General features: G+C 55.5%; 22 protein-coding genes and 1 tRNA gene. 10 read left to right on the top strand and 13 right to left on the bottom strand.

What is annotated here, in order from left to right; all coding sequences use genetic code 11:
- Window positions 1-7 precede the first annotated feature (7 nt).
- The 9 genes from VFU50_11320 to VFU50_11360 form a co-directional block, all read right to left on the bottom strand.
- The gene (locus tag VFU50_11320) at window positions 8-487 is read right to left on the bottom strand and encodes a cell division protein FtsL (GenBank protein HEU5233444.1); all 480 of its coding nucleotides are present in this window, start codon (window positions 485-487) and stop codon (window positions 8-10) included.
- Window positions 488-643 carry a hypothetical protein gene (locus VFU50_11325; GenBank protein ID HEU5233445.1) on the bottom strand — a complete coding sequence of 52 codons (156 nt, stop codon included), beginning with the start codon at window positions 641-643 and terminating at the stop codon, window positions 488-490. It lies immediately after the preceding gene.
- 348 nt (window positions 644-991) lie between these two features.
- The gene (rsmH, locus tag VFU50_11330; GenBank protein ID HEU5233446.1) at window positions 992-1,930 is read right to left on the bottom strand and encodes a 16S rRNA (cytosine(1402)-N(4))-methyltransferase RsmH; all 939 of its coding nucleotides are present in this window, start codon (window positions 1,928-1,930) and stop codon (window positions 992-994) included.
- A gap of 2 nt (window positions 1,931-1,932) precedes the next feature.
- Window positions 1,933-2,376: a division/cell wall cluster transcriptional repressor MraZ gene (locus VFU50_11335; protein HEU5233447.1), complete on the bottom strand. Its 444-nt coding sequence runs from the start codon at window positions 2,374-2,376 to the stop codon at window positions 1,933-1,935.
- 449 nt (window positions 2,377-2,825) lie between these two features.
- A complete protein-coding gene (locus VFU50_11340) occupies window positions 2,826-3,161 on the bottom strand; it encodes a hypothetical protein (GenBank protein ID HEU5233448.1) in 336 nt (111 codons plus the stop codon).
- A gap of 195 nt (window positions 3,162-3,356) precedes the next feature.
- Window positions 3,357-3,734 (bottom strand): hypothetical protein, encoded by a 378-nt coding sequence (locus VFU50_11345; protein ID HEU5233449.1) that lies wholly within the window; start codon window positions 3,732-3,734, stop codon window positions 3,357-3,359.
- 23 nt (window positions 3,735-3,757) lie between these two features.
- On the bottom strand, window positions 3,758-5,197 hold the full coding sequence (locus VFU50_11350; GenBank protein HEU5233450.1) for a sulfatase-like hydrolase/transferase: 1,440 nt from the start codon (window positions 5,195-5,197) through the stop codon (window positions 3,758-3,760).
- Between the two features lie 157 nt (window positions 5,198-5,354).
- Window positions 5,355-6,218 carry a TIM barrel protein gene (locus tag VFU50_11355; protein ID HEU5233451.1) on the bottom strand — a complete coding sequence of 288 codons (864 nt, stop codon included), beginning with the start codon at window positions 6,216-6,218 and terminating at the stop codon, window positions 5,355-5,357.
- A gap of 24 nt (window positions 6,219-6,242) precedes the next feature.
- Entirely contained in the window at window positions 6,243-7,094 is an 852-nt protein-coding gene (locus VFU50_11360) for a sugar phosphate isomerase/epimerase (protein ID HEU5233452.1), read from the bottom strand.
- A gap of 256 nt (window positions 7,095-7,350) precedes the next feature.
- Here VFU50_11360 and VFU50_11365 point away from each other — a divergent pair, with 256 nt between their 5' ends.
- The 3 genes from VFU50_11365 to VFU50_11375 all read left to right on the top strand — a co-directional run bounded on the left by VFU50_11365 (window position 7,351) and on the right by VFU50_11375 (window position 10,090).
- Window positions 7,351-8,766, top strand: coding sequence for a Gfo/Idh/MocA family oxidoreductase (locus VFU50_11365; protein ID HEU5233453.1), 1,416 nt, complete (start codon window positions 7,351-7,353; stop codon window positions 8,764-8,766).
- 80 nt (window positions 8,767-8,846) lie between these two features.
- Entirely contained in the window at window positions 8,847-9,209 is a 363-nt protein-coding gene (locus VFU50_11370; GenBank protein HEU5233454.1) for a four helix bundle protein, read from the top strand.
- Between the two features lie 32 nt (window positions 9,210-9,241).
- Window positions 9,242-10,090 carry a sugar phosphate isomerase/epimerase gene (locus VFU50_11375; protein ID HEU5233455.1) on the top strand — a complete coding sequence of 283 codons (849 nt, stop codon included), beginning with the start codon at window positions 9,242-9,244 and terminating at the stop codon, window positions 10,088-10,090.
- Window positions 10,091-10,523: 433 nt separating this feature from the next.
- On the opposite strand, the gene VFU50_11380 is transcribed toward VFU50_11375, so the two are convergent.
- The 3 genes from VFU50_11380 to VFU50_11390 all read right to left on the bottom strand — a co-directional run bounded on the left by VFU50_11380 (window position 10,524) and on the right by VFU50_11390 (window position 14,959).
- Entirely contained in the window at window positions 10,524-11,885 is a 1,362-nt protein-coding gene (locus tag VFU50_11380; protein ID HEU5233456.1) for a penicillin-binding transpeptidase domain-containing protein, read from the bottom strand.
- A 274-nt stretch (window positions 11,886-12,159) separates the two neighbouring features.
- A complete protein-coding gene (locus tag VFU50_11385; protein HEU5233457.1) occupies window positions 12,160-13,875 on the bottom strand; it encodes a beta-xylosidase in 1,716 nt (571 codons plus the stop codon).
- Between the two features lie 433 nt (window positions 13,876-14,308).
- Complete coding sequence (locus tag VFU50_11390; protein ID HEU5233458.1) at window positions 14,309-14,959, bottom strand: hypothetical protein; 651 nt, start codon at window positions 14,957-14,959, stop codon at window positions 14,309-14,311.
- Window positions 14,960-15,340: 381 nt separating this feature from the next.
- On the opposite strand from VFU50_11390, the gene VFU50_11395 reads away from it, so the two are divergent.
- The 5 genes from VFU50_11395 to VFU50_11415 all read left to right on the top strand — a co-directional run bounded on the left by VFU50_11395 (window position 15,341) and on the right by VFU50_11415 (window position 20,576).
- Window positions 15,341-16,156 (top strand): AAA family ATPase, encoded by an 816-nt coding sequence (locus VFU50_11395; protein HEU5233459.1) that lies wholly within the window; start codon window positions 15,341-15,343, stop codon window positions 16,154-16,156.
- Between the two features lie 98 nt (window positions 16,157-16,254).
- Window positions 16,255-17,805, top strand: coding sequence for an MBL fold metallo-hydrolase (locus VFU50_11400; protein HEU5233460.1), 1,551 nt, complete (start codon window positions 16,255-16,257; stop codon window positions 17,803-17,805).
- 454 nt (window positions 17,806-18,259) lie between these two features.
- Complete coding sequence (locus VFU50_11405; protein ID HEU5233461.1) at window positions 18,260-18,649, top strand: VOC family protein; 390 nt, start codon at window positions 18,260-18,262, stop codon at window positions 18,647-18,649.
- Complete coding sequence (locus VFU50_11410; GenBank protein ID HEU5233462.1) at window positions 18,646-19,152, top strand: DinB family protein; 507 nt, start codon at window positions 18,646-18,648, stop codon at window positions 19,150-19,152. Before VFU50_11405 ends, VFU50_11410 begins: the two co-directional genes overlap by 4 nt.
- A gap of 1,004 nt (window positions 19,153-20,156) precedes the next feature.
- Window positions 20,157-20,576, top strand: coding sequence for a M67 family metallopeptidase (locus VFU50_11415; GenBank protein ID HEU5233463.1), 420 nt, complete (start codon window positions 20,157-20,159; stop codon window positions 20,574-20,576).
- Window positions 20,577-20,659: 83 nt separating this feature from the next.
- Here the strand turns inward: VFU50_11415 and VFU50_11420 are convergent, their stop codons facing one another.
- Window positions 20,660-21,172 (bottom strand): hypothetical protein, encoded by a 513-nt coding sequence (locus VFU50_11420; GenBank protein HEU5233464.1) that lies wholly within the window; start codon window positions 21,170-21,172, stop codon window positions 20,660-20,662.
- Window positions 21,173-21,271: 99 nt separating this feature from the next.
- Between VFU50_11420 and VFU50_11425 the strand changes: the two genes are divergently transcribed.
- Window positions 21,272-22,108 (top strand): class I SAM-dependent methyltransferase, encoded by an 837-nt coding sequence (locus tag VFU50_11425; protein ID HEU5233465.1) that lies wholly within the window; start codon window positions 21,272-21,274, stop codon window positions 22,106-22,108.
- 621 nt (window positions 22,109-22,729) lie between these two features.
- Window positions 22,730-22,803: transfer RNA gene (locus VFU50_11430), tRNA-Gln, on the top strand.
- Window positions 22,804-22,972 lie beyond the last annotated feature (169 nt).

A 22,972-nucleotide genomic window follows, 5' to 3' on the forward strand; every position in this document is an offset into this window, starting at 1 on the left:
TGCTGCTTTACTGCCAACTATCCACCACCTGAATCCCACTCGCCTTCGCCATCACTGGCGCGGAAGGATCGACGGAGACTTCGAGGTGCATAACTTGTCCTGCCTGAGGGGACACAAGGCCCATCCGCGCGGCTAGCTGCTCGATTCGATCAGGGTCTCGAAGCGATGCTTCTTCCAATCGCAGTGCGCGGTTCTGTTCGAGGAGCGCATCGCGCTCGATCTTCTGCGCTTCGATCTTGTAGCCGTACTCGATCGAGCTCAGGTGCTGCCACGCGTAGATCATGATGAAACTGAAGAGTACGGCGGCAGCGATGGAAAACATGCGAATCTCTCGCGCGCGCTGCGGATCGGCGACCTTCACCAGGCGCGAGTTGTCGATCGCCTTGTTGAAATAGATCTCCGGCGTGACTCCGCCCCATTTTCGTTGTGAGCCGACCGGCTGCCACATGCGGTATCCGCAATAGCCGGGGATTGCCTGGGTTGCCATTTATGCTACTCCGGCGTACTGGTGATGGAACGAAGCTTCGAGCATGTGCGCGGCGATGAAGCCCTCCACCGGCTCTTCCTCACGATAGATGTGCGCTTCGTTCTCGGCGCGCTGCACGCTCTCGATCAGTTCGTCGATTAGTCTGCCCGTGTACATGTTTGCTTCCTCCTTAATACGTGTGCTTTGTACAGCTTGCTTGTCAGTACCGTCCGCGTAGCGGATGGGTGTTGCCACTGACCCGTTCGCTACCGCGAACGGTACTGACTGCTACTGCTGACTCTCTACTTCCAAACTTGTTAAGCCGGTTCAGCACCGCTCGATGAGGTAGGTGTGCTGAAGATTTGTCTTTCGCCCTTAAGTTTCATCCGGCAGGACGATACTGAACCGGTCAACCTCGAAAAACCATTTCGTGATTTCCTGATTTCGCGATTTCGCGATTGAGAATCAATCTGCCTTTACAATCGCGCAATCACGAAATCACGAAATCACCAAATCACCAAATTCCTAAACTCTTTCCGCCGAGCGTAGCTTTGCGCTTCTTGCTCGCGGATTGCGATCCACTTCTTCTTCCGAAGCCGTCACCGGCTTTTTTGTCAGCAGTCGGTAGACGCCGTCCTTTGCTCCCTCGCGCATCGCTTCTTTCACTATGCGATCTTCCAGCGAGTGAAAGCTGATCACTACCAATCTCCCAACCGAAGGGAGGAGGACCTGAGGAGCTGCCTCGAGTAACTCCTTCAGGTCCTCAAGTTCGCGGTTTACGAAGATTCGGATTGCCTGGAAAGTGGTCGTCGCTGGATGAATGCGCTGGTATTTCATTGCCGGGAGCGCGGCCGCTACAACTTGAGCTAAATGCGCTGTCGATCGTATCGGCCGTGCCCGGACAATGGCTCTGGCGATTCTCCGCGACCTCCTTTCCTCACCGAATTCGTAAATCACATCGGCGAGAGTTCTCTCGTCGATGCGGTTTACCACTTGATCGGCGGTGCGCTCACTGCGCGGGTCCATGCGCATGTCGAGCGGCCCTTCCGCCTGAAAACTGAATCCGCGTGCTGCGTCGGAGAGTTGCATGGAGCTGATTCCCAGATCCGCCAGCAGACCGTCTGCGCTCGCGGCCTCGACTCGTTGCCCGATTCGGGAATACGAATCGTGAATCAGCTCGATGTTCGGCGCCTCGCCGCCGAGTTCAGCCGCGAGACCATCGAGACGATTGCGCGCCAGCTCCAGCGCCGCCGGATCCTTATCGAAGCCAATCAAACGTCCCTGTGGGCCGAGGAGCCTTGCGATTTCGTAAGAGTGGCCGCCAAGCCCGAGGGTCGCGTCTATATAGGTGCCGCCGCGCCGCACGTTCAGAAAATGGATCGCTTCTTTTAAAAGAACTGGAACATGACGCTTTCCACCATCCCCGCCATGTCCGACCTCCTGGGAGGCCTTGTTGTCTTCCACCGCTAGATACCCAGATCAGCGAGTGTCTTTTCATCCTCTGGAGTGATCGGGTTGGCTTCGAGGTGCTTGCGGAACTGTTCAGCGTTCCGAACTTCCAGGTACGTCAGGTTCCCGAAGACCAGCACTTCCCCTTTCACATCCGCCGAATCGCGCAGCAACTGCGGAATCAGCAATCTCCCCTGGTTATCGATCTCGACCATCTGCCCGTAGTAATTGACTCGGTCGAGAAACTTTTTCTTGGCCGGATTGAAGTTTGAAACCTTCGCCAGCTTCTCTTCGATCCGCTGCCACTCCTCAAAGGGATATATCTCGGCAACCTTCCCATCGCGGCTGGTGATGTAAAATTGCCCGCCACCATAGCTCTCGTCGATGGTGCGCTTGAACTCGGCAGGGACCTTGAGTCGTCCCTTTTCGTCCACGCGCGTTGGGTGATTGCCGCGAAACATTGATTAACCGTCTGGCTCTGGCTGGCTACGGCCAACAGCGCCAAGGAGGCTGAAGCAGCGAAAAATCGGGTCTTAGAGGTTGTTTTCCTGTGGTTCGCCGGATTTTGAAGTCTCATTCGCATCCGCTGCCACTCTCGACCACTTTGACCACGAATACAGCTTGTTCGACCACTTTCAACCACTTTTGACCACATCCTACGCCGAAGTGGTTGGATGTCAATAGGATTTTTTTAGGTTGAGGTGTTTTATTGCTCGCTTCTATGTGGAAAACAGGGGCTGGTAGGAATCGGAGACGCCAACACTAGCGGTGGTGTTTAGAAGTGTGGTTCGGCGTCAGATTCAGTCCTAGGTGCTCCACGAAGACGACGCCGATCTCCTCTTGAGTGCTTCACGTAGCCAAATGTCGTATTCCCAATCTGCAATGTGAAGTGGATGTGCCTTGTTCCGAATTAGACCCACCCAATCCATGTATTGATGCTCGGAGTCGCATTTCGTCCAGTTACCGTCAATACCTGCTGCTTGTAAAACAATGCTGTCGATTGGGCAATGCGGTGGAGGTATTTGCGTTCGTCCCATTCGCCAAATGTATTTGAGGTACAAATTGAAGCTCTTCTGCGCTGTGCCCAGCCGAAAACGCCGACCAACCAAGTAGGAACCAAATTCCAGCGATAAATTGTCTGATATGCGTCGAAGCGACGCGCAATGCTGCACATCAGATACTGCCGAATCGCTGTAGCAACTCGCTTCTTCCCGGAGCAATGCAACCCATCGCTTCCGAAACTCATTCCGGCGCGCTTCCGAAACGCCCTCTGCATAGGTGAGATTGCGTTGAAGCGCTCCGAGCAGAGAGGCTGTGATTGCATCTCCTTCACTCTGAATGCGATCAGCTAACAGAAATGGATCATTGAAAATGCGTCTTTCCATGCTTCGCAAACGATAGTGCCTCAATCGAGTTTTCGATTATCCAGTTACTCCCACTCTCAGTCCGGCATTTGCGACACTACATTCAAGTCAGATCCTCTCGCGTGAAAGTAGGTATTTGCTTGGCCGCGGCAGAGAAAATACGCGAACACGGCGAGCAGCAGCGCATGAAATGCAGCCGATGGGAATGAGTGAAAAGCGCTTAATACCACGTGGAACGCAATCCAAACAATCGCGAGCCAACGTGCCCAGTTGGCGCCGCGCAACATGAATATTCCAGCAACAACGGCCAGCAACCGAACGATTAGCGCGAGCACGACGTCGTTCGAGAATGGATGCCGCAGATCGAGTTCGGTTGCGTGCGCGGCAATGCCTCCGATGCCAGCGACTATATAGACCCAGCTTACGATTGTTACCGAAATGGGACGTTTCTTCATGCTTGCGACAGTCTAAAGAACATTCATGGATATAGCGGCGCCGGCACAATCTGGGCGGGTTCTTCTCCTGCTTCTTTCATTCGACTGAGCAGCCGCTCGCGTAGATGGGCGGAGATATCGCGAGTCTCGCGACGGCCGGCTAGATTTAACAGTTGATGCGGATCTGCGAACAGATCATAGAGCTGATATTCAACGTAAGTAGAGGCTGACTCGTGTGATTTTCCGTCGGGCTCGGTTACCACGTAGCTCCATTGCGGAGTTCGCAAAGCGCGGCCGGTCATGGATTCGCTGATCTGGATGAAGACTTCGTCCCGCCAATTTGGATCGCCTTCATCCGCAAGTCGCAGAAAGTTCTTTCCCTGAATGGAACTTGGCGCCGGAATGCCTGCGGCTTCGAGCAGAGTCGGTGCAACGTCGATTTGCCCGACGAGCTGTTTTATGGTCCGGCCCTTATCAAGTCCGGGCCCAGTCATCACGAGCGGAACATGAACGGAGCTTTCGTGACCGCTGCGCTTGTACTCGGCATTGCGTGTACGGAAATGGCAACCGTGGTCGCTCAAGAATGCGAGCACTGTGTGCTTTGTAAGTCCAAGCGAGGCGAGTTCCTGACGGAGGCGTCCAACGTTCTCGTCCACGCGCGCGACGCATCCATAGTAGTCAGGCAATTGCTCCTGCCAATCGCCGGGAAAGAATGACAGGTCGCGCGGGATAAAGGAATTTCTGTAGCGATCTGCATAGCCCTTGGGAGCGACGAAGCAGTTGCAATCATTCTGGAAGTGCGGCTCGAGGTAGGAAATCACAAGCAGAAACGGCTCTCGCGGCTTTTGTCGCAAGAAGCGCACCACACGGTCGGTAATGAAATCGACGCGATATGTGTCTTTAAACGTGATCGGATTTCCCGCGGAGTCCCAGATCGTGCCTTCATAAGGATGAGATGTGAGCTCGAGCACATTGCATCCTTCCCAGAAATCGTCGAAGCCTCCCCGGTACTGTTTTGGGACTGGGCCGAGCGTCGCTGGATCCTTATGGTTTTCTGGAGCGAGATGCCATTTGCCTACATAGTTCGCTGTGTAGCCTGCCCGGCGGAATGCCTTTGCAAACGTTTCCGACTCCGGTGGAAGCGGCAGGCCGTTGTGCCAGACACCGTTTCGGGTCGCATACATGCCGGTGAAGAGACATGCACGAGACGGCCCGCACACCGGTTGGTTCGTGATCGCATTCGCGAAGTTTGTGCCCTCCGCAGCCATTGCATCGAGATTCGGGGTGAGGTTCAGTGGATTGCGGCCGTTAGCACCCACGCAATCCCAGCGAAACTGGTCGGAGATGATGAGAATTACGTTGGGCCGAGTCTGCCCTTCTGCTTGCGACGTAAGCAGCGGCGCAGCAGCGACGACAGAGGAACGTCGCAAGAACTCGCGACGGCTGACTCCGGAAGCTGCGCTTACTCTCCGAGATGATTCCATTCGGTACAGACTGCCCGTGCGCAGATTTCTCCTGAAAGAGCTTTCAATGCAAACAACTACGTGTAGCAGCGTCAGTACCGTTCGCGGGTAGCGAATAGGTTCCTCGACGACAGCGCCGACCCATCCGCTACCGCGGACGGTACTGACCTTTCAGCATCTACACGTCGCAGAGCGTGGTGGCCGCCTCCAATGATGCGAGCGGATCGCCCGTGGGTACAAACTCATGCGCAACGTATCCGCGGAAACCGCTGTCGGCAATCGCGCGCATCACCGCGTCCCACTGAACTTCCTGTGTGTGGTCTAGCTCATGACGTCCGGGCACACCGCCGGTGTGGAAGTGGCCGAGCCATTGAATGTTCTGGCGGATAGTGCGGATCAGATCACCTTCCATGATCTGCATGTGGTAGATGTCGTAAAGGAGTTTCACATTGGGAGAGTTCACTTCCTGGACTACGCGCGCGCCCCACGCAGTGTGATCGCACATGTAGTCAGGATGATCGATCTTGCTGTTGAGCAGTTCGATACAGATCGTCACGCCGTGATCTTCGGCGATGTGCTTTACGCGATTGAGCCCAGCGATGGTGTTCTTCGCGCCTTCTTCATCCGACATGCCGCGTCGATTTCCCGAAAACGTAATCACGTTGGGAACGCCTGCCTTCGCAGCTTTAGGAATATTGGTGCGAAAGCCCTGTTCGATCCCGGCGTGGTTCTCGGTGCGGTTCATCCCATTGGCGATCTCGCCGCCTCCGGCGTAGCCCATGGTGCAGATGAGTCCGTACCGACGCGGCACATCGTATTCTTCGGGCTGAAGCAGATCGACGCCGCGCAGTCCGATCTTCGCAGCGTATTCGCAGAGTTGGTCGAGCGGAATCTTCGCGTAGCACCAACGGCTGACTGACTGGTGAATGCGTCCCTTGCGCACAGGCGTAGAGGACTGCCGATCTTGCGCAGCAAGCGGCACGCGCATCGCTGCGATTCCCGCAGCCGAGCTTGCAATCAATGTGCGTCGAGTGATGCTCATGCCTTTCTTAAACTTGCGTTGACCTTAACTTATCGTCTGCAACACTCCTCGCATGTACCCAAATGACTCCGCCATTCCTGGAACCGGATCTTTTGCTTCGACCTCGTATTCAAGCTGCACTTCGCCTTTGTAGTTGGAGCGCACCAATTCGCGCAGGATTCCGATGATCGGCATCACTCCCGTGCCTACCGGCACGCCTTTCGCGTCGACGTGATCGGATTCGAGATCCTTAAAGTGCATGCTGTAAAGGCGGTCGAAGGTCCTCTTTATGTCGTCCACGATGTCTTCATGCATGCGGAAGGTGTGGCCGATATCCATGCAGACGCCGATGCGCTTATCGAGTCCTTTAATGGCGTCGTACACCTGCAGCGGAGACGGAAACCTTTTGTCATTCGGTCCGTGATTGTGAATCGCGGCCTTAAGATCGTAGTCGCGGATTACCTTATCCAGCGTTGGCAGTTGTTCGTGAGTCACGCCAATCACGGCTATCGAAGCTCCGAGATCGCGGACATAATCGAACGCCTGATGCATCGATGCTTCATCGTCTTTCAGGTAAATCACGCCGCAACTCGTGATCGTGAGACCCATGTCTTCGGCCTGTTGCTTCACCTGCTTGCGCTGATCGGGCGTGGAAGATAGTGGAAGATGAACGTCCTTCAACGAAACATAATGCACGCCCAGACGCTTGATGTCCTGCAAAGCTTCCGCAAGGGGAAAGGCACGCACCGAGTAGGAACATGCTCCTACGCGCAATCCGTGGAACTGCTTATCATCATTTCCTGCTGGAGCTTGAGCGAAAGAGAACATCGGCCGAATCGCGGTGCAAGCTGCGGTGAGCGCCGCGGATTTCAGAATTGAACGTCGGGTCAGGTTCATGGGGTCTCCGGATCAGTCAAACTGTGTTCCAACACAAAAGGAAAGATTGCCGACCAACATCCGCCGCGGGATACTCCAAACTTCTCCTTCTTCTCTGCTATGACAAATTTCTGCAGAAGTCAATAGTTCGCGGCGACTCATTGTATGCGCAACTGCTCCTGCCCGTTTCGCACGGCACAACGTATTCTTGTTTTGTGTAGCGCGGATATACTATCCGCGCTTGCGCAAGTCATATTACTGAATACAGGAACAAACTATGGATATGGATCGTCGTGATTTCTTGAAGACCGCGGGCAAGGCCGCTACGGTAGGCGCTGCCACGTTGGCGCTAGGTGGCCGAGTTCTGGGCGCGAACGATCGGGTCCGGCATGCAATTGTCGGCCTTCGCGGACGCGGTAATGATCATTTGCGCGGATTTTCCAAGGTGCCAAACGTCGAGATCGCTGCCTTCTGCGATATCGACGATTCCGTCCTCGCGCACCGGCTCGATGAAGTGCAGAAGATGGGTCTGCCGAAGCCGAAGACGTATACCGACGTCCGCAAGCTGCTCGAGGACAAAGATATCGACACCATCTCCATTGCCACGCCCAATCACTGGCATTCGCTGATTGGGATCTGGGCGTGCCAGGCCGGCAAAGACGTCTATGTCGAGAAGCCGTGTTCGCACAACACCTTCGAAGGCAAGCAACTGGTAAAGGCGGTGAAGAAGTACAACCGCATCTGCCAGCACGGCAGCCAGTCGCGTTCCAATCCGGGAATGATGGAAGCTATCAAGCACAGCCAGGACGGCACCATCGGCGACGTCTATCTCGCGCGCGCTCTCTGCTACAAGTGGCGCAACACCATCGGGCACGCCTCTCCCGAACCAGTTCCGCCCGGAGTGAACTATGACCTCTGGACCGGGCCAGCGCCGATGAAGCCATTCACGAAGAATCGTTTCCACTACAACTGGCACTGGATCTGGGACACCGGCAACGGCGAAATCGGAAACCAGGCCATCCATGAAATCGACATTGCGCGGTGGGGACTCGGCGTGAAGTTTCCCGTTCTGGTCTCCGCCACCGGTGGGCACTTCATGTTCGATGACGATCAGGAAACACCCAACATCCTCAACGCGACGTATTACTTCGAAGGGCCGAACGGCAAGCGCAAGATGATGGAGGTCGAGGTTCGCCACTGGATCACCAATCACGAGGCTGAGATCGGCACGGGGGCTTACGGAAGTTCCGCCGTTCCCGCAGCAGGACTCGCGCCGGCGCGCCCGGCACGTGCATCAGCCGGAGCTCAGGCGCTTGGTCCGCAGGACGCGAAGACGAACACGATTGGGAACATCTTCTATGGCTCAAATGGCTATCTCGGCATTGACGGCTACGACGCGTACAAGACGTGGCTGACCAACAAAGCTGAGCCAGGTCCGTCCGGCAAAGCATCAGGCAATCACTGGGCCAACTTCATCGATTGCGTGCGCAGCCGTAAAGCGGAAGACCTGCATTGTCCGATTGAGGAAGGTCACATCTCAACGACGCTCGTGCATCTCGCGAACGCCTCATACCGTTTAGGTCGCACGTTGAAGTTCGATCCCGAAACGGAACAGGTGGTCAATGACGACGAAGCGAACACGATGTTGCGCGGAACGTACCGTGAGCCTTATGTAGTGCGGGAAGAGGTGTGAAAAAAGCTGCCAGCTACCAGCTTCCAGCTACCAGCCAAAGGCCCCCCGCGTGAGCGCGAGACGGATTTTGCAGATAGACCATGAGTGATTTTCGCAATCTGATTGTTTGGCAGAAGGCCCACGCCTTGGCGCTTGATGTGTATCGAGCCACCGGTGCATTTCCGCAATCGGAGCTCTATGGATTGACGTCGCAGATGCGGCGATGCTGCGTTTCCATTGGATCCAACATCGCCGAGGGCTGCGGACGTGTCGGCGAACTTGAGAAGAACCGTTTCCTGCGTATTGCCTCGGGTTCCGAAAGTGAACTCGAATATCAACTCATTCTCGCCACCGATCTCGGTTACCTCAACGCGAAAACCGCGCAGGATCTGACGAATAAGGCGAGAGAGGTAGGTCGAACGCTAGCTTCCTTGATCGAGAAAGTTCGGGGTGCCCATGCCTAAACTGGAGGCTGGTAGCTGGTAGCTGGCAGCTTATGTTCACCCGTCGCACTTTCCTTGCCGCTCTCGCTGCTTCGCCCCTCCTTGCTTTCGCGCGTGAGCACGCGGCCGACATTAAAGTCGGTGTGTGTACTCGCGACTTTAACAATGCCGCAAGGTATGGTTTCGATTACATCGAACCTGGTGCGGCTGACATCGCCGCCATGAGCGATGACGACTTTAACGATTATTCGACCGAGCTGCTCGCGTCACCTCTTCGTTGTCGCTCGCTGAACAGTCTGATACGCCGTCCCGATTTGAAAGTGGTTGGGAACGATGTTTCTCTCTCGGCTGTCAGCGATTACTTGGAGCCGTGTTTCGCGCGTTGCAAGAAATTGGGCGCATCAGTCGTCGTGTGGGGCAGCGCGGGATCGCGCAATGTTCCTGACGGATTTTCTCGCGATAAAGCATGGGAGCAGATTGCCACGTATCTGCACATGGCCGGCGATCTGGCCAAGCGCCACGACTTGATCGTTGCCATCGAACCGCTGCGCCACCAAGAAAGCAACATCCTGAACACCGGCGCCGAGGCGCACAAGATGGTGCGCACGGTGAAGCATCCGAATGTGCGCATGATCATCGACTACTACCATATGCGCGTGGAAAACGAAGACCCACGCATTGTCGAAACCGCCAAGCACGACATCGTGCATCTGCACTTTGCCAATCCGCATGGACGCGTGTGGCCGCACGATCTAAGTGAAGACGAGGAGTACAAGAAGTTCTTCCGCTATCTCGGCGACATTCGCTACTCGGGTGGAATTTCCGTTGAGGGCAAAGGCTCGTTCGATGCGGACGGCACGGCGACGCGGGCGTTCTTTCGGGAAGCTGTGAAGCTGGCGTAAGAACACTTCTTCCGGCAAAAGTAAGCTTCCATTGCGCGACAATCAGAGGCCCGAAGGGCCGGAAGAAGCGCAGCCCAGCGGCGTGAGCCCTGGGTAGAAGACACCGAGAGACCTGAGCCCTGAAAGGGCGGCATAGGTTCTGCGCACAGCATTCCATATCCCATCAACCATGAGCGAAGAACGACGCCCTAGCCCATGATCTGTTCCGATCTGGGAAAGAGCCATCAATGCCGCCCTTTCAGGGCTCGGCTCGTGGTCGGTCGCTAACCCAGGGCTTACGCCGCTGGGCTGCGCTTCTTTCGGCCTTTCAGGCCTGGCATTCTTGCGTTGGATCTGTTTTCACTTGCGCGTGGCGGCAATAAAAATGGCCCTCTTGCGAGGACCATTTTGAGAACTCCCCATTCGCTACCGCGAACGGTACTGACGTTGTGAGTTACTGCGAGACGCCGACTGCGGTCGACTCGGTCGTCTTCTCTTCCGGATTCTTGGCCACGAAGAAGCTGTGATCGTAGAGGCCGCGGTACATGCGTCCGGCGATTTCGGCTGCTTTCGGGCCATAGGTCGGACGGCCGCCTTCGAGGAAGACCACAGTCACGATGTGCCCGTAGTCGGTATTCGCGTAAGAGGCGAACCAGCCGTAGCGCGTTCCCGAATTGGAACAAGTGCCGGTCTTACCCAAAATCTCTTCCTCTGAGAAGTTGATGCGCAGCGGACGGGCAGTTCCATATTGGACCGCGCCGGCCATCCCTTCGCTCATCTCGGGAAGATACTTCGCGATCTCCAGGCTACGTTTCACTTTGGGCTGGAAGTTCAGAACTTCTTCGGGCGTTGTGGGGTGCTGCAGGTAATAGAGGGTGCCGCCATTGGCCATCGCTGAAACGAGCGCGCCAAGCTGCAGCGGCGTCATCGAGATGCTGTCGCCGAAGGAGCACATCCGCCCGATGCCTCCCAATTTGGCATCGAGTTCCTCATCGGGATAAACGCCGAGGTGCTCGCCTTCGATGTTGTAGCCGGCAAGCTCGCCAAGCCCGAATTCCGTGGCGTATCGGTGCATGCGCTCGAAACCGAGGCTCCGCCCTAACGCGGCGAAATATGCGTTGTTCGATTTCGCCAACGCCTGGGTGAGCGTCAGATAATGATGCGGCGAGATCTTCACCGGCGTGGTGCGCGTGATGATGCCTTCGCTCAGCGCGGCAAGTCCGACGGCCAGCTTGATGGTCGAGCATGGCGTAGCACCTTCCGAGAGCGCCAGCTTCTGGTTGACCATCGCCAGAATGCGTCCGCTGGTCGGATCGATCGCGACCACCGTACCGTTCATATTGCCAAGGGCGTCGATCGCTGCCTGGCGAACGACGGGATCTTCACCGGCGGTGATATCGCCAACCGTCTGGTCGGTCGTGACAAACGACTTCGCCGTAAAGTGCTCGACGTAGCGATGGCGGCGATGCCTGCGCGTTTTTGATACGCGTCGGGTTCGCACCGTTCGCCGGCTATGGCGCAAGCGGCTCATCTTGGCCGACGCGCGGCTCGACTCGCTCACTTTACGGCTGGTCTTCTTGGTGCTGGAGGTTCCCGGAGTCGAAATCTTGGCGGCGAACGACGTGCCTACGAAGACGAAAAAAGCAATCAGTGCAGGAAGATAGCGGCAGACCTGGCTCTTCTTCATCATCCCTCGAACCCGGAGCTGGTTCACTCCGGCGCCGGAAGCAGTCAGGACGGCTTTTCCACCGCCTTTCTGCTTGGTTCTATTGGCTTTGCCGATAGTAAGTGAGCTCCTGCTCGATTGCAAGCTCATTTGCCATTCGGCGTTCCCAAATCTATAAACCCATCCTGGACTGAGATGCTGCTGGATTGTGCTCAGGTTTTGCGCGCGAGCTCTTCCAGTACACTCGTGTGTTTTCTGCAACTTACGTTCACCGGGACAAAAAATCAAAACACGACACGGATCACACGGACGCTTCGCGCACGAATTGCACGGATTTTTTGTTTTCGCTGCAGCAAGGAATGCCCTACGCATAAATGAGTTCCGATCTGCATTGCACTGGAACCAGTGCAACTCGTGAATGCGTTTACCAGCTGACTCGAATCAAAGCCAGCGATTCTCGCGGTAGCTGAAGATCGAGGTTTGCGGCTCCTAGTTTCAATGAAATCCAATGCGGCGAATCGAACTGCTGGAGTTGACCGGCTTCCTCCAACGCTGCATACTGCTCCGCGGTTGGTTGTTGCGGAGAGCCCATCCTCTTCCATGCCGTCCAGGCATTGCTGTGAGTGTCGTCAATCCGATACTGCCGAACCAGCGCGCGCTCCACGTTTGTCGGCAGACCGCCGAGATCTAGTTGGACTTTAATTGGCGGCACAGAAACTTCGTCGTCGTGATAATTCCAAATCAGGACTGAGAGTTCATGTTCTCCGGCTACGGCCAGCGCATCTATATCCGGCTGGCTGCGGACACCGTCCGAAAGAATTGTGTCCAGCGGCACGCGCATGTTGCTTTCGGCTTCGACGCGATCGCCTGTCATCAGGCCGAGCATGCGGAAGATGTTCAGAACAGGTTTATCGACGCCATTGGTCGCGAGCGTCCGGAATCCATCGAAATACGGCTGATCTTCGAATTCGAACGCCCAAGTCAGCATTCCTGTGGTATTCGCCTTCTCCTGTGCGGCGAGATCGAGAATGTTTTTGGTCATCACCGCCGTGTAGGTCGGATAGAGAGTTCCATTTCGGTACGCATTCGGCGGATAAACACGCGCCGAGCATGCTGCGCAGCCTTCGGGGTCGGACTCGCTCAGCACAATAGGCAGGTCGCGGAACTTCGCGAAGGAGCGAACGATCTGAAAGCCGGCATCCACATCGCGCGTTTGCTGCGCCATGCCCATGCGCACATGACCGGCGACAACCGACGGATGTCCCTTGGCGTGATAGGTGATGAAGTCCAGCGGAGCGCCTGTCTGACTCGTAGCATTGTTGCGGCCGTTGTCGCAGTGCTCGAGGAAATGCCGTAGAAAAGCAGCCGCGCGCGGACTCGCCGGTCCAGTAACTGCCGGTCCGCCGATGCGCGCGGTCGGCAGCGCACGTTTCAGTCCTGCGGCGGTGTAGTCGTAAAGCTTCTCGTAGTCATCAACCGTGCCATGCCAATAGAAGATGTCGGGCTCGTTCCACACCTCCCAGTACCACGACTCGACCTGCTCGCGCCCGTACTTCTCCACGCTGTGGCGCACCCATTGGTAAACCAACTCTTCCCATTTGTTGTAATCGCGCGGCGGATACGACCACCCGCTGGCGTAGTCCCGATTCGGAGCGCCGGGGATCCAAGTGGGCTTATACGGATCAGGGTGTGACGAGAGAGCCTGCGGCATGAAGCCGATCTCGACAAACGGCTTCGCGCCATTGTTCAGGTATGTATCGAAGATGCGATCGACAATCGTCCAGTCATAGACCGGACGCCCGGAAGCATCTTCTGTATAGGCATTCGTCGATCCCCACTTGAGTCCTCCCGTGCCGTCTCCGGTTGCGAGCAGAAAGTGCGTTCGGATGTGCACAGGAATCTTGCTTAACTCCGCAAGCTCTCGAATCAGCTTCGTGCCGTTCGCGGTGTAGGTATAGTTCGCCTCGTCGTATCCAAAGAAAGCGTAAATTGGCGGGAAAGCTCCGATCTTGCGGGCAGCATTCACGCGAATGGTCGCAGCCTGCTGCCCAAAAAGGGAAGAGACGAGCGCACATAGGGCCAGCCCCAGGCGAATGCGATTAAGAGAATGAATGTTCAGCTCCGTCGAAAAAGAGTTCAACTCTACACAATCTGTCATCCCTCGCGCAGCCGCGAACCCGCGTGGGAACTTTGAGAAGCTGCTTTTGCTGCGCGGGGGACCTGCTGTTCCTTACGGGTGTTTCCGAAAACAGCAGATCCCCCGCTCCGCAAACCAAAGCTCAGAAGCATGCAAAAGTACCGTGGCGGAGCGAGGGATGACAGGTCCTTGAGAGCATTCACCACACATGAACACATCCTGAAATTTGTGTTCTCGCAGGGAAATGTGTGGCAAAATTTTCCTCGACTTATCTTCAAACTTTTTCCTCAAATACAACGAATCGCAGGGGTTGTTCCGCTCTTTCTGTGCGATTTCACTGGAAAATCCGTTCATTTGAACCCCGGGGTTAACGCCCTTTTTTCCACGGGGTTAACCCCACTTTTTCCACGGCGTTAACGCCGAAATTTCCACGGCGTTAACCCCATTGCTCTTCGGCGTTAACGCCGACTCCTCGGGCAGGCTTGCCTTTCGCAGGCTGCACCATCGTCTTCTCCGGTTTCAACATCGCACCGGCAATCTGGGTCGCGCGCAGAAGCACGGCGGCATCGCGAGAATTCATCTTCCCGCCGGCCACGAGTTCCATGATCTGCTTGAGAGTGATCTGCACGCTTTCGCGGTCTTCGAGCACGTCAATCTGTATTTCCGGATGACGCCTGGTCTCGGCGGCGGAGATATGGAAATAGCAGAGCGATTCGCCTTTCATGGCGGGAGCCCGGCACGGCTCTCCATTCTTCTTCAGACGACCGCACCGCGGAGCCCGATTCGCCTTCTTGAGTAGCCCGATGTTTACCGCCCTGCGATTGGTCTCAATGCGCTTCTTCGCCTGCTCGACCTGCTCATCCAGTAGCGCGGCATGCACCTTGAGTTGCTCCTCGCTAAGTGAGTCCAGATCTACATCCGCGAATTCGTAAGTTTCTTCTTCATCGTCAAGCGACTCGAGCTCAGCTTCCAGCTCTTTTAGCTCGGCTTCGACCTGACGCGCGTATGCCGGGTCCTCGACCATCCGCCGAACCTCTTCCTCCGAGTTTGACACCCTCATCCATTTCGCTTCTTTTTCGCTATCCATAATTCGGATGCTATCGCGAATTGAGGAAATGTCAAGAGTTTCAAATCGGGACACGATGAGCACTTCCAGTGCCAAAAACCGGCCGTGTTTTCGGAAAGCAGAGTGCTGATGTGAGCAAGTCTACTGCCGAATCGGACGGTATTGACCTTCGGGCGAACGCAACACTATATGCGCCGGTTCCAGACTCAAGACCCGAACAGCGTAACCTGGGAGAGGCGAACACGAAGGCCACGAAGGCGAAAAGAAGAGGTCACACGAATTCTCGGCGACCTCTTGTGTTTTCTTTCGTGACCTTCGTGTTCGCCTTTCCCAGGATGCCTCTATTGCTGCAAAGAACTCTCCGGTTTGCTCCTGCAAGCGAAAGTATGTTACAAGCCGAGCATGCGCAATTGGGTGCGCGAACGAATGCGCCGCAGAGGCAAACGAGTCAAAAACGAGTCCGAATCCACGGGCAAAGTCGGGCAAGAAAAGCCGACGATCGCGGCGGGCCAACCGGCTCCGCTGCAACCTTCTTATTACACGCATGAAGAGTCTCGCCGTGAGCCTGAAGCGCCTCGCGCAGCCGAGCAGACGCGTCAGGCAACGACGGAGCGGATGCAGGTAGTCACGCAACCTGAATCTCCATCGATGCCGCCGGCAGATCCAGATGCGATCCTGCGCCAGCCCGCCACTCCGCAGCCAAGCCAAAGCACAGCACCGGAGAAGCGTGCTCCGCGAGGTGTGGTCGTGCTGGCGATCGGCCTGCCCGGATCGGGAAAGACCACATGGTTCAAGCGCCGTGGCGTAACTCCGCTTTCGAGCGACCTGCTGCGGACTATCCTCTTCGACGACATTACCGAACAGCGCTATCAAGGCCTGGTCTTCTCAACCTTGCGTTCCCTGCTAAGGGCGCGTCTGATCGCAAAGATGCCCTGGAATTATGTGGACGCGACGAACCTATCGCCCCATGAACGCCGCCAGTGGATCAAGATGGCGCGCAGCTTCGGATACGAAGTGCAAGCCCTGTTCTTCGACGTGCCGCTTGAAGTCTGCCTCGAACGCAATCGCCGCCGCGAACGCACGGTGCAGGAAGACGTAATGCGCCGCATGGCGGAAAAGCTGCGTGCGCCATCATTCAAAGAGGGATTCTCGAAAATTGTCGTGGTGCGAGTGAAGAAGTCCGAAGACGAGACTGAATCGGCTTCGCGATTGCAGTAACGATGGGTCAGCGACAACGAAGACTGCAGAACCGCCGCAGATAAGACCTCACCAGCTTGGAAGCCTGCCATTACCAGTGCATAATCTCTGCAACTGCTATGGCGGAGCCATTGCTTGCGGAGATCATCGCGAGAACTGAGAGGGAGCATCCCACAGCCTCCGGCTACAGGGTGTTCTACGACGAGCAATGCGAGATTTGTCAGGGTTGCGTGGCGTGGTTGAAAACTCTCGACCATGAGAATAAGGCTCTCGCGCTGCCAATTAGCGCGGAATCCTTACTCAGAGTAGATTCCCGACTCGGATTAGACGAATGTCTTCGGCAGTTGCACGTCGTCACTCCTGCAGGCAAAATCCTCGTCGGCTGGGATGCCGTCGCAAGTCTCGCTCGTTTGTTCCCGTCTACTTGGCTGATCGGCACTCTGGGACAGTGGTTCCCTTTCAGAAGTATTGGACGACTTCTGTACGGCTTCGTCGCCGCAAACCGATATTCGCTCAGCAAGTGCCGCGGCGGTGCATGCCGAGTGACAAGAACAGATGCGGTACGACGCCAAGCCAGACTCGGAGCGTTTTGGTCGTGTTACACGCTGGGTTTTTTCATTCGGCTGCCGCTTGTCTTGTGGGCTGGAATCAAGGCGGGGATCCAAAGGCTGAGTATCTTCTCCCGAACATATCGTCGGCGAATCGATCTACTCGAAGGCAAGCTCACTATTCTGTTTTTGAACGGCTTGTTGCCAAATTCAGTCCCGTTACTATTCGGAGAACTGTTCACGACAGTACTCTACGATGGAGTTGCGGTCGATCCCGGCTCGCCAAAGATGCGCAAGTCGCTTGAGCGACACCTTCGACACGTCCAAGCAAAAATCACAAAGGTTATCGCTACCCATGCCCATGAGGAACACGTCGGCAGCCTGAACTGGCTGTCCGAAGTCACTGGTGCTCCGATTTATGTTTCGGAGATGACCGCCAGTTTTCTGAGGCCATTCAAGAAACTGCCTTGGGTTCGGGCAACGATCATCGGGCAGCCTCCAAACCTAAAAGAGCCGTATCGACTTCTAGGCGATTCACTGGAAACGAATACCGGGCTACTGCACGTAATTGGTACACCAGGTCATTGCGATGATCATGTCGTTCTTTATGATCCAAAGGAAAAACTCCTCTTGGCGGGCGATGCGTTCATGGGGAGCTACTTTGCTACGCCGAATCCCGACGTGGACAGCCGAAAATGGCTTGCCAGCCTCGAACGTCTGATGGAACTTGACATCGAGATTCTCGTCGAGGGACACGGGCACATTCACACTTTGCGTGCTGACATCCCGGATTTTCTCGGCGTTGTCATTCGAGAAGACCCAAAGGTCGCAATCTCACTAAAGCTAGATTACTTGCGCTGGTTGCGAGAGCAGATTGAAGTCGGATTTGACGAGCGGCTTCCTATCCGGGTGATCGAGGCAAGTTGTTTTCCATGGGGTAGACGCACGTCGTGGGAAAGTTGTGCTACGGATGAATGCATTCGGCTCCTCAGCCTCGGCCATTTTTCTCGCACTGAGCTAATCCGTAGTTTCATTCGCGCCGATTCCAACCCGCTTCCCACTGTTTACGAACTTCGGATGTCTGCGGATGAAGCCGAAAAGCCCCCGGCCTCTGCATTTTGACTGCAATGGCGACGTATCACTCATTACCGTTCTTGTGAAGGCAGGCGTAACCCGGATCCGGGTCCTTTTCGGATAAGCCGCAGAACCGCTCCTAGTACAGCCAAGACGATGGCTGCGCCAATTAGCAGCCAAAAAGCCGCCACACGAAATGGCACGTATTGAGTGGAAAGTGGTCGATAAAACGTAAAACCAAAGTCATTGCCTATGCCAGGCAGAACAGGTGATCTGACAATTAGGGCGAACGCAAGTAACACTAGCGCAGCGATAAACAGCCTCATGGCAAAAACAGACTACACCCGAGGTTCAGAAGAAACGCAGTCAGTAATTTTGACGCCGCTATGCCGGCCGAATGTCTTGCAAACAGGCGTTATCACTCAATGAGTGAAATCGGCGATTTTTCGGCGGTTAACAAGCGTGGCGGCTCCGTCCGGCATTCGAGCTATCATCGTGGAATATGCAACTGTGCAACGCGATACTGTATGTCAAAGACCTGGAACGGATGAAGAGTTTCTATGGCGAGATGCTTGGTACCAATCCCACTGATCAAGGCTGGCCCGGCGCATGGGCTAGCTACAAAACTGGTAGCGTTTGTTTTTCACTCCATGCCATACCCGCTGAGATCGCGAAAAGCATCGACATCGGATCCCCGCCGATCCCACGCGAAGCGCACCCGCTGAAGCTCATTTTTGAAGTTAACGACGTAGAAGCGGAACGTGCGCGTCTGGAATCGTTTGGAATCCAAACGTTGCGACGTCCTTGGCAGAAATTGGGGGAGGCGTGCGATGTGGTCGATCCTGAGGGCAACATTTTTCAAATCTGTTCCCAAGGTAAGCTCACCAGATGACGTTCGACGATCTGAGCAATCTCGTGGATTACAACTACTGGGCTCGCGATCGCGTCCTCGACGCAGTTTCCGCGCTCACACCGGAGCAATTCACACGCAATCTAGGCAACAGCTTCTCATCGGTGCGCGATACGATCGCGCATATCTGCGACGCCGAGTCTATCTGGATTTCGCGTTGGCGGGGCGGTCAGCCGACTGGGTTCCAGAGAGCGGAGCGCATTGCCGATGTCGCATCGGCGCGCGCGGAATGGGCCCGTCTTGAAACCGGAGTTCGCGAGTTCGTGCGCGAGCTGGGTCCGGGTGGAGTGGAACGGGTGATCGAGTATAAGGATTTTCGCGGCGCACACCGATCCAACGCGTTCTGGGAAATGCTGCAACACGTGGTGAATCACGGCAGCTATCATCGCGGACAAGTCACAACAATGCTCCGCCAGCTTGGCGCCACCCCGCCGCAATACATGGACATGATCGTGTTTTACCGGGAGCGGCAAAACAAAAGCTAGGCGGGTGGGCCCACCCTCTCCTATTGTCAATCTTCCGAGATTTTGTCGCCTAGGGCTCCAACAAAGTGGGTGCCTCCTTGCCTGCCTTGGCAAGGGTGGGTGAGACAAATGTGTTGGACTCCCACGATGGAATTCGTCTTGGATCGTACGCACGACATTAGCAACTCAACCCTCATGGAATCCCACCCTCGCGCAAAGGCCGTGTTCAGTTTCATGACATCCTTTCCACTCTGTTCCGAGACATCCTTTACACTCCCGCGCGAGGATGGGGCACCCAGCGCTGCGAACTCGGAAAAGTCCATGTCGTTATCTTGTCGGATTTGGTTCTTTGCAGCCCGCTGTTTGGCCGAAGCTCCGATGCGTAAGTGAGCATACCCGAAATCGGCAGAGTCAGATGACGCTAGGAGGCTAAACCTATAATGATGATTTCATGCGTATGGTCCGACTTTCTACAGTCCTTTTGGCGCTCCTGTGTTTTCCCCTGTCGAGCCTTGCGGAATGCGTAATGACGTCTCCATGTGCTTCGTACTTTTCGACGCCTGTGATCTTCGTCGGTAAGGTGTTCAGCGTCTCTGGACCGCATGGCGAAAACCCATTCGAGAATCATGTCGTTCTAGAACCTGGCCAGCCAATCTCTGTGAAGTTTGATGTTCTGAAGGCAATAAAAGGCATTGAGGCGCCCAAGGTGACGGTCCTCATGAGAACGGATCGTCAGAATGTTGTTATTCGTTTCAGCGCACAAAAATCTATCTGGTTTTTGCCCGACGACATGATGAAGAACTCGTCACGTCCGGATGCGATCCGAACAAGGTCGTTCAAAATCTGGAAAAAGACGGGGATGTACAGGTTCTGCTGTCCATGAAGCGAAAAGCCAACCCGGAAGCTCAGAAGCGGTTGTGCACTTCTGCCACTGCGAAGCCAGAGTAACTGGTATAACGCTGATCTTCCACCTCGGTGTTCGAGGCTTGATTTGCCGATTCGTTGCCTTATAGACTCCGGGAACAATGAAACGAGCCGTGCGAAGTCGGCGCAAAGTGTTCGGCCAGCTCCTGGAGCATGCGCGCCGCCAGCCCCATCGAGAATGCTGTGGAATTTTGGCGGGGCAGAACCATGTAATCACGCGGGCGTTCCCCGCCAGGAACGTCGCGGTTGATCCGGTGAGGAATTACGCGATTACGCATACGGACATCGTGCGCGTGATGGCGGAATGTCGCGAGCGCCGGCTCGAATTGCTCGGGATCTACCACTCCCATCCGCACTGGCTGGACGCGAACGAGCCTTCGAAAAAAGACATCGAACTGGCCTACTATTCTGAAGCAATTCATTTCATCGTCACCCCTCGGCCATACGCAACGACGCCGGTCCGGGCATTCTCAATCCAAGATGGGCGTGTGACGGAACTTGAAATTCAAGTACTACCCTGACAGGGAAGCACGACTGCTATCGAATTAGGGCGTCTCGTTGACGTTAACAGTCGATAGCCCTCAATGAGTGATATGGCGATTTATCACGAGTCACCCGGCTCTTTCGGTTTCCGGATGAACTCAAGGTTGATGGCTTCCAGCCTCGCACGCACGTAATGCGATTCGATTAGCAGGTTCGCAATCGCGACCACAATCAGTCCGAACACGCAAGCGATGATGCCGTTCTTAACAACATCGAATGGGAACGGGGCGACGCCGAACACTAGCATTAATCCTGCAACGATGAAGAAAGCCAGACGTGCTGCAAGCAGCGGTTTCGGGAATCCGTCAGGGAACCTCACGACCACGCTGACACGATTGATGGGAATCGCGTCCCCGCTGCGTTCAAATCGCGTGAGCAGCAACGACCTAGTGATTGCGTATCCGATGCAAATCGCAAAAGCCGGAGCGAAGGTGCGCCATCCGTTAAGTCCAAAGACAAGCACACAGATTCCAAACACCATCAGCAACAGCCCAGCAAATGCTGTGTCCATTAACTTCAGGAGAAGCGGCGTCCCACGAGGGAAATCGTGCGTTCTGTGGCCAACACCGGGCATAACGGGAGTGTAGCCTTGAACTTGATTGGCGTGAACAGGCGATTACACTCAAAACGATATTCGCGCGAAGTGACGCAATAATGGGAAACGGAGACCGACATGAAGTCCGACGAGCCCAGCCGCATGGCTGTGATGGTTGCTCGGCAGCGAGCGGCTCATCAGCTGCTTGATCATGGCGCGATTCTCGATGATCCGTACGCCGTTAGAATTCTAGGTGAACCCGAAGACAACATAGTGCAAGCCGTCAGCAAGCACCCGTTGATGAGCATGGGACGGCTGTTCACTGCGGCGCGGAGCCGCATCGCGGAGGACGCCCTGTCAAAAGCCGTCGAGCGAGGCGTTCGTCAGGTCGTGATCCTCGGCGCGGGGCTCGATACTTTCGCGCTCCGCAATCCCCATGGCACTCGCATAAGCATCTTTGAAGTGGATCATCCCGCCACGCAGGCATGGAAGCGCCAGCGGCTCGCGGAGGCTGAACTCGCGCCTCCGCCATGGCTGACCTTCGTGCCCAACGATTTCGAGCGGGATGATTTGCAGCAGAAGCTCAGCAGCGCCGGCTTTCAGCACACCTCCGCTGCGTTTTTCACCTGGCTCGGCGTCGTGCCGTATCTGACAAGGAATGCGATCGACGACACGTTGGGGTACATAGCGTCGATCCCGAACTCGGAAGTGGTGTTCGACTACAGCGAGCCGCCTGAAGCCTGGACTGGTGACGTCAAGGCCCATGCGGCCGCTCGGATGGCGCAGCTTGAGAAGATCAACGAGCAGTGGGTCAGCGGCCTGACGCCAACTGACGTCGCTGCAATCCTCCGCTCGCACAGTTTCGTCGACATGGAAGACATTAGTTTTCAGCAGATCGTGTCCAGATTCGGCCGCGACGTTCAAGGGCTCGCGTCGGGACAGATCGGCGTTCATGTCGTCCATGCGAAGCATTAGCAACTCGCTAATTTTTCACAGGGCAAAAGGCGAGGTACTCAAAAATTAAATATGTCCCGAAACCTGCTTCCGCATAATTTATTCCATGAGCATTCGCGCGTGCGTCGTTGTAATTCTCTGCTCGATGGGTATGGTTTCTGTTCATGCGAAACGAGTTCCGCCTAAACCAGTAGCACCTGTGATTGCCGATGGTATCCGATACTCGGCTGAGGGTGACGGCATTGATAGTTACGTTGTCGCAACAAACGACACGACTGGGAAGGTGTTATGGAGAAAAAAAGTGTTCCACACACGCGTACATTGGTGGCGCGGAGAAGAGGACAACCAGTGGTTATTTATCAGTGATTTGAAGCTTGCTGAACATTCCTTGCTCGTCAGAGATGAGAAAAATCGATGCTATTTGATCTCAGTGAGGACACGCCGAGTCGATAAACATCCTTGTGGTGACGGCTTCCCTCCCCAAACTCCACGAGACTGAGCGGGCGTTCCAAGCATGGTGTAGCAGGATTCACCGCTCCACACGCTTACCCATTACGATTTGACCCTCAAAACCGCGCATCATAGAATCAGTTGAGTAACTCCGGATTGCGCGCCGTCCGGCGCCAGTCACCAACGCAAAACTGCCCCCTCGTTCAACGGCAGGACAGCTGACTCTGGATCAGCATATCGGGGTTCGAATCCCTGGGGGGCAGCCAATTCAAAATCAACGACTTACCTCAAAATCAAGCCCGCACGGAAGCACTTGCATCAAGTAGCGAAAAGTCCCGTAAAAACGCATTTCGGCTCGTAGCGCACGGCACACTTACGGCACACCTGTGAAGTTGGTGATGAATATTCATCTTTATGGACATCGGATAATACCGC

The sequence above is a fragment of the Terriglobales bacterium genome (assembly GCA_035764005.1).
Classification (GTDB): domain Bacteria; phylum Acidobacteriota; class Terriglobia; order Terriglobales; family Acidobacteriaceae; genus Gp1-AA112.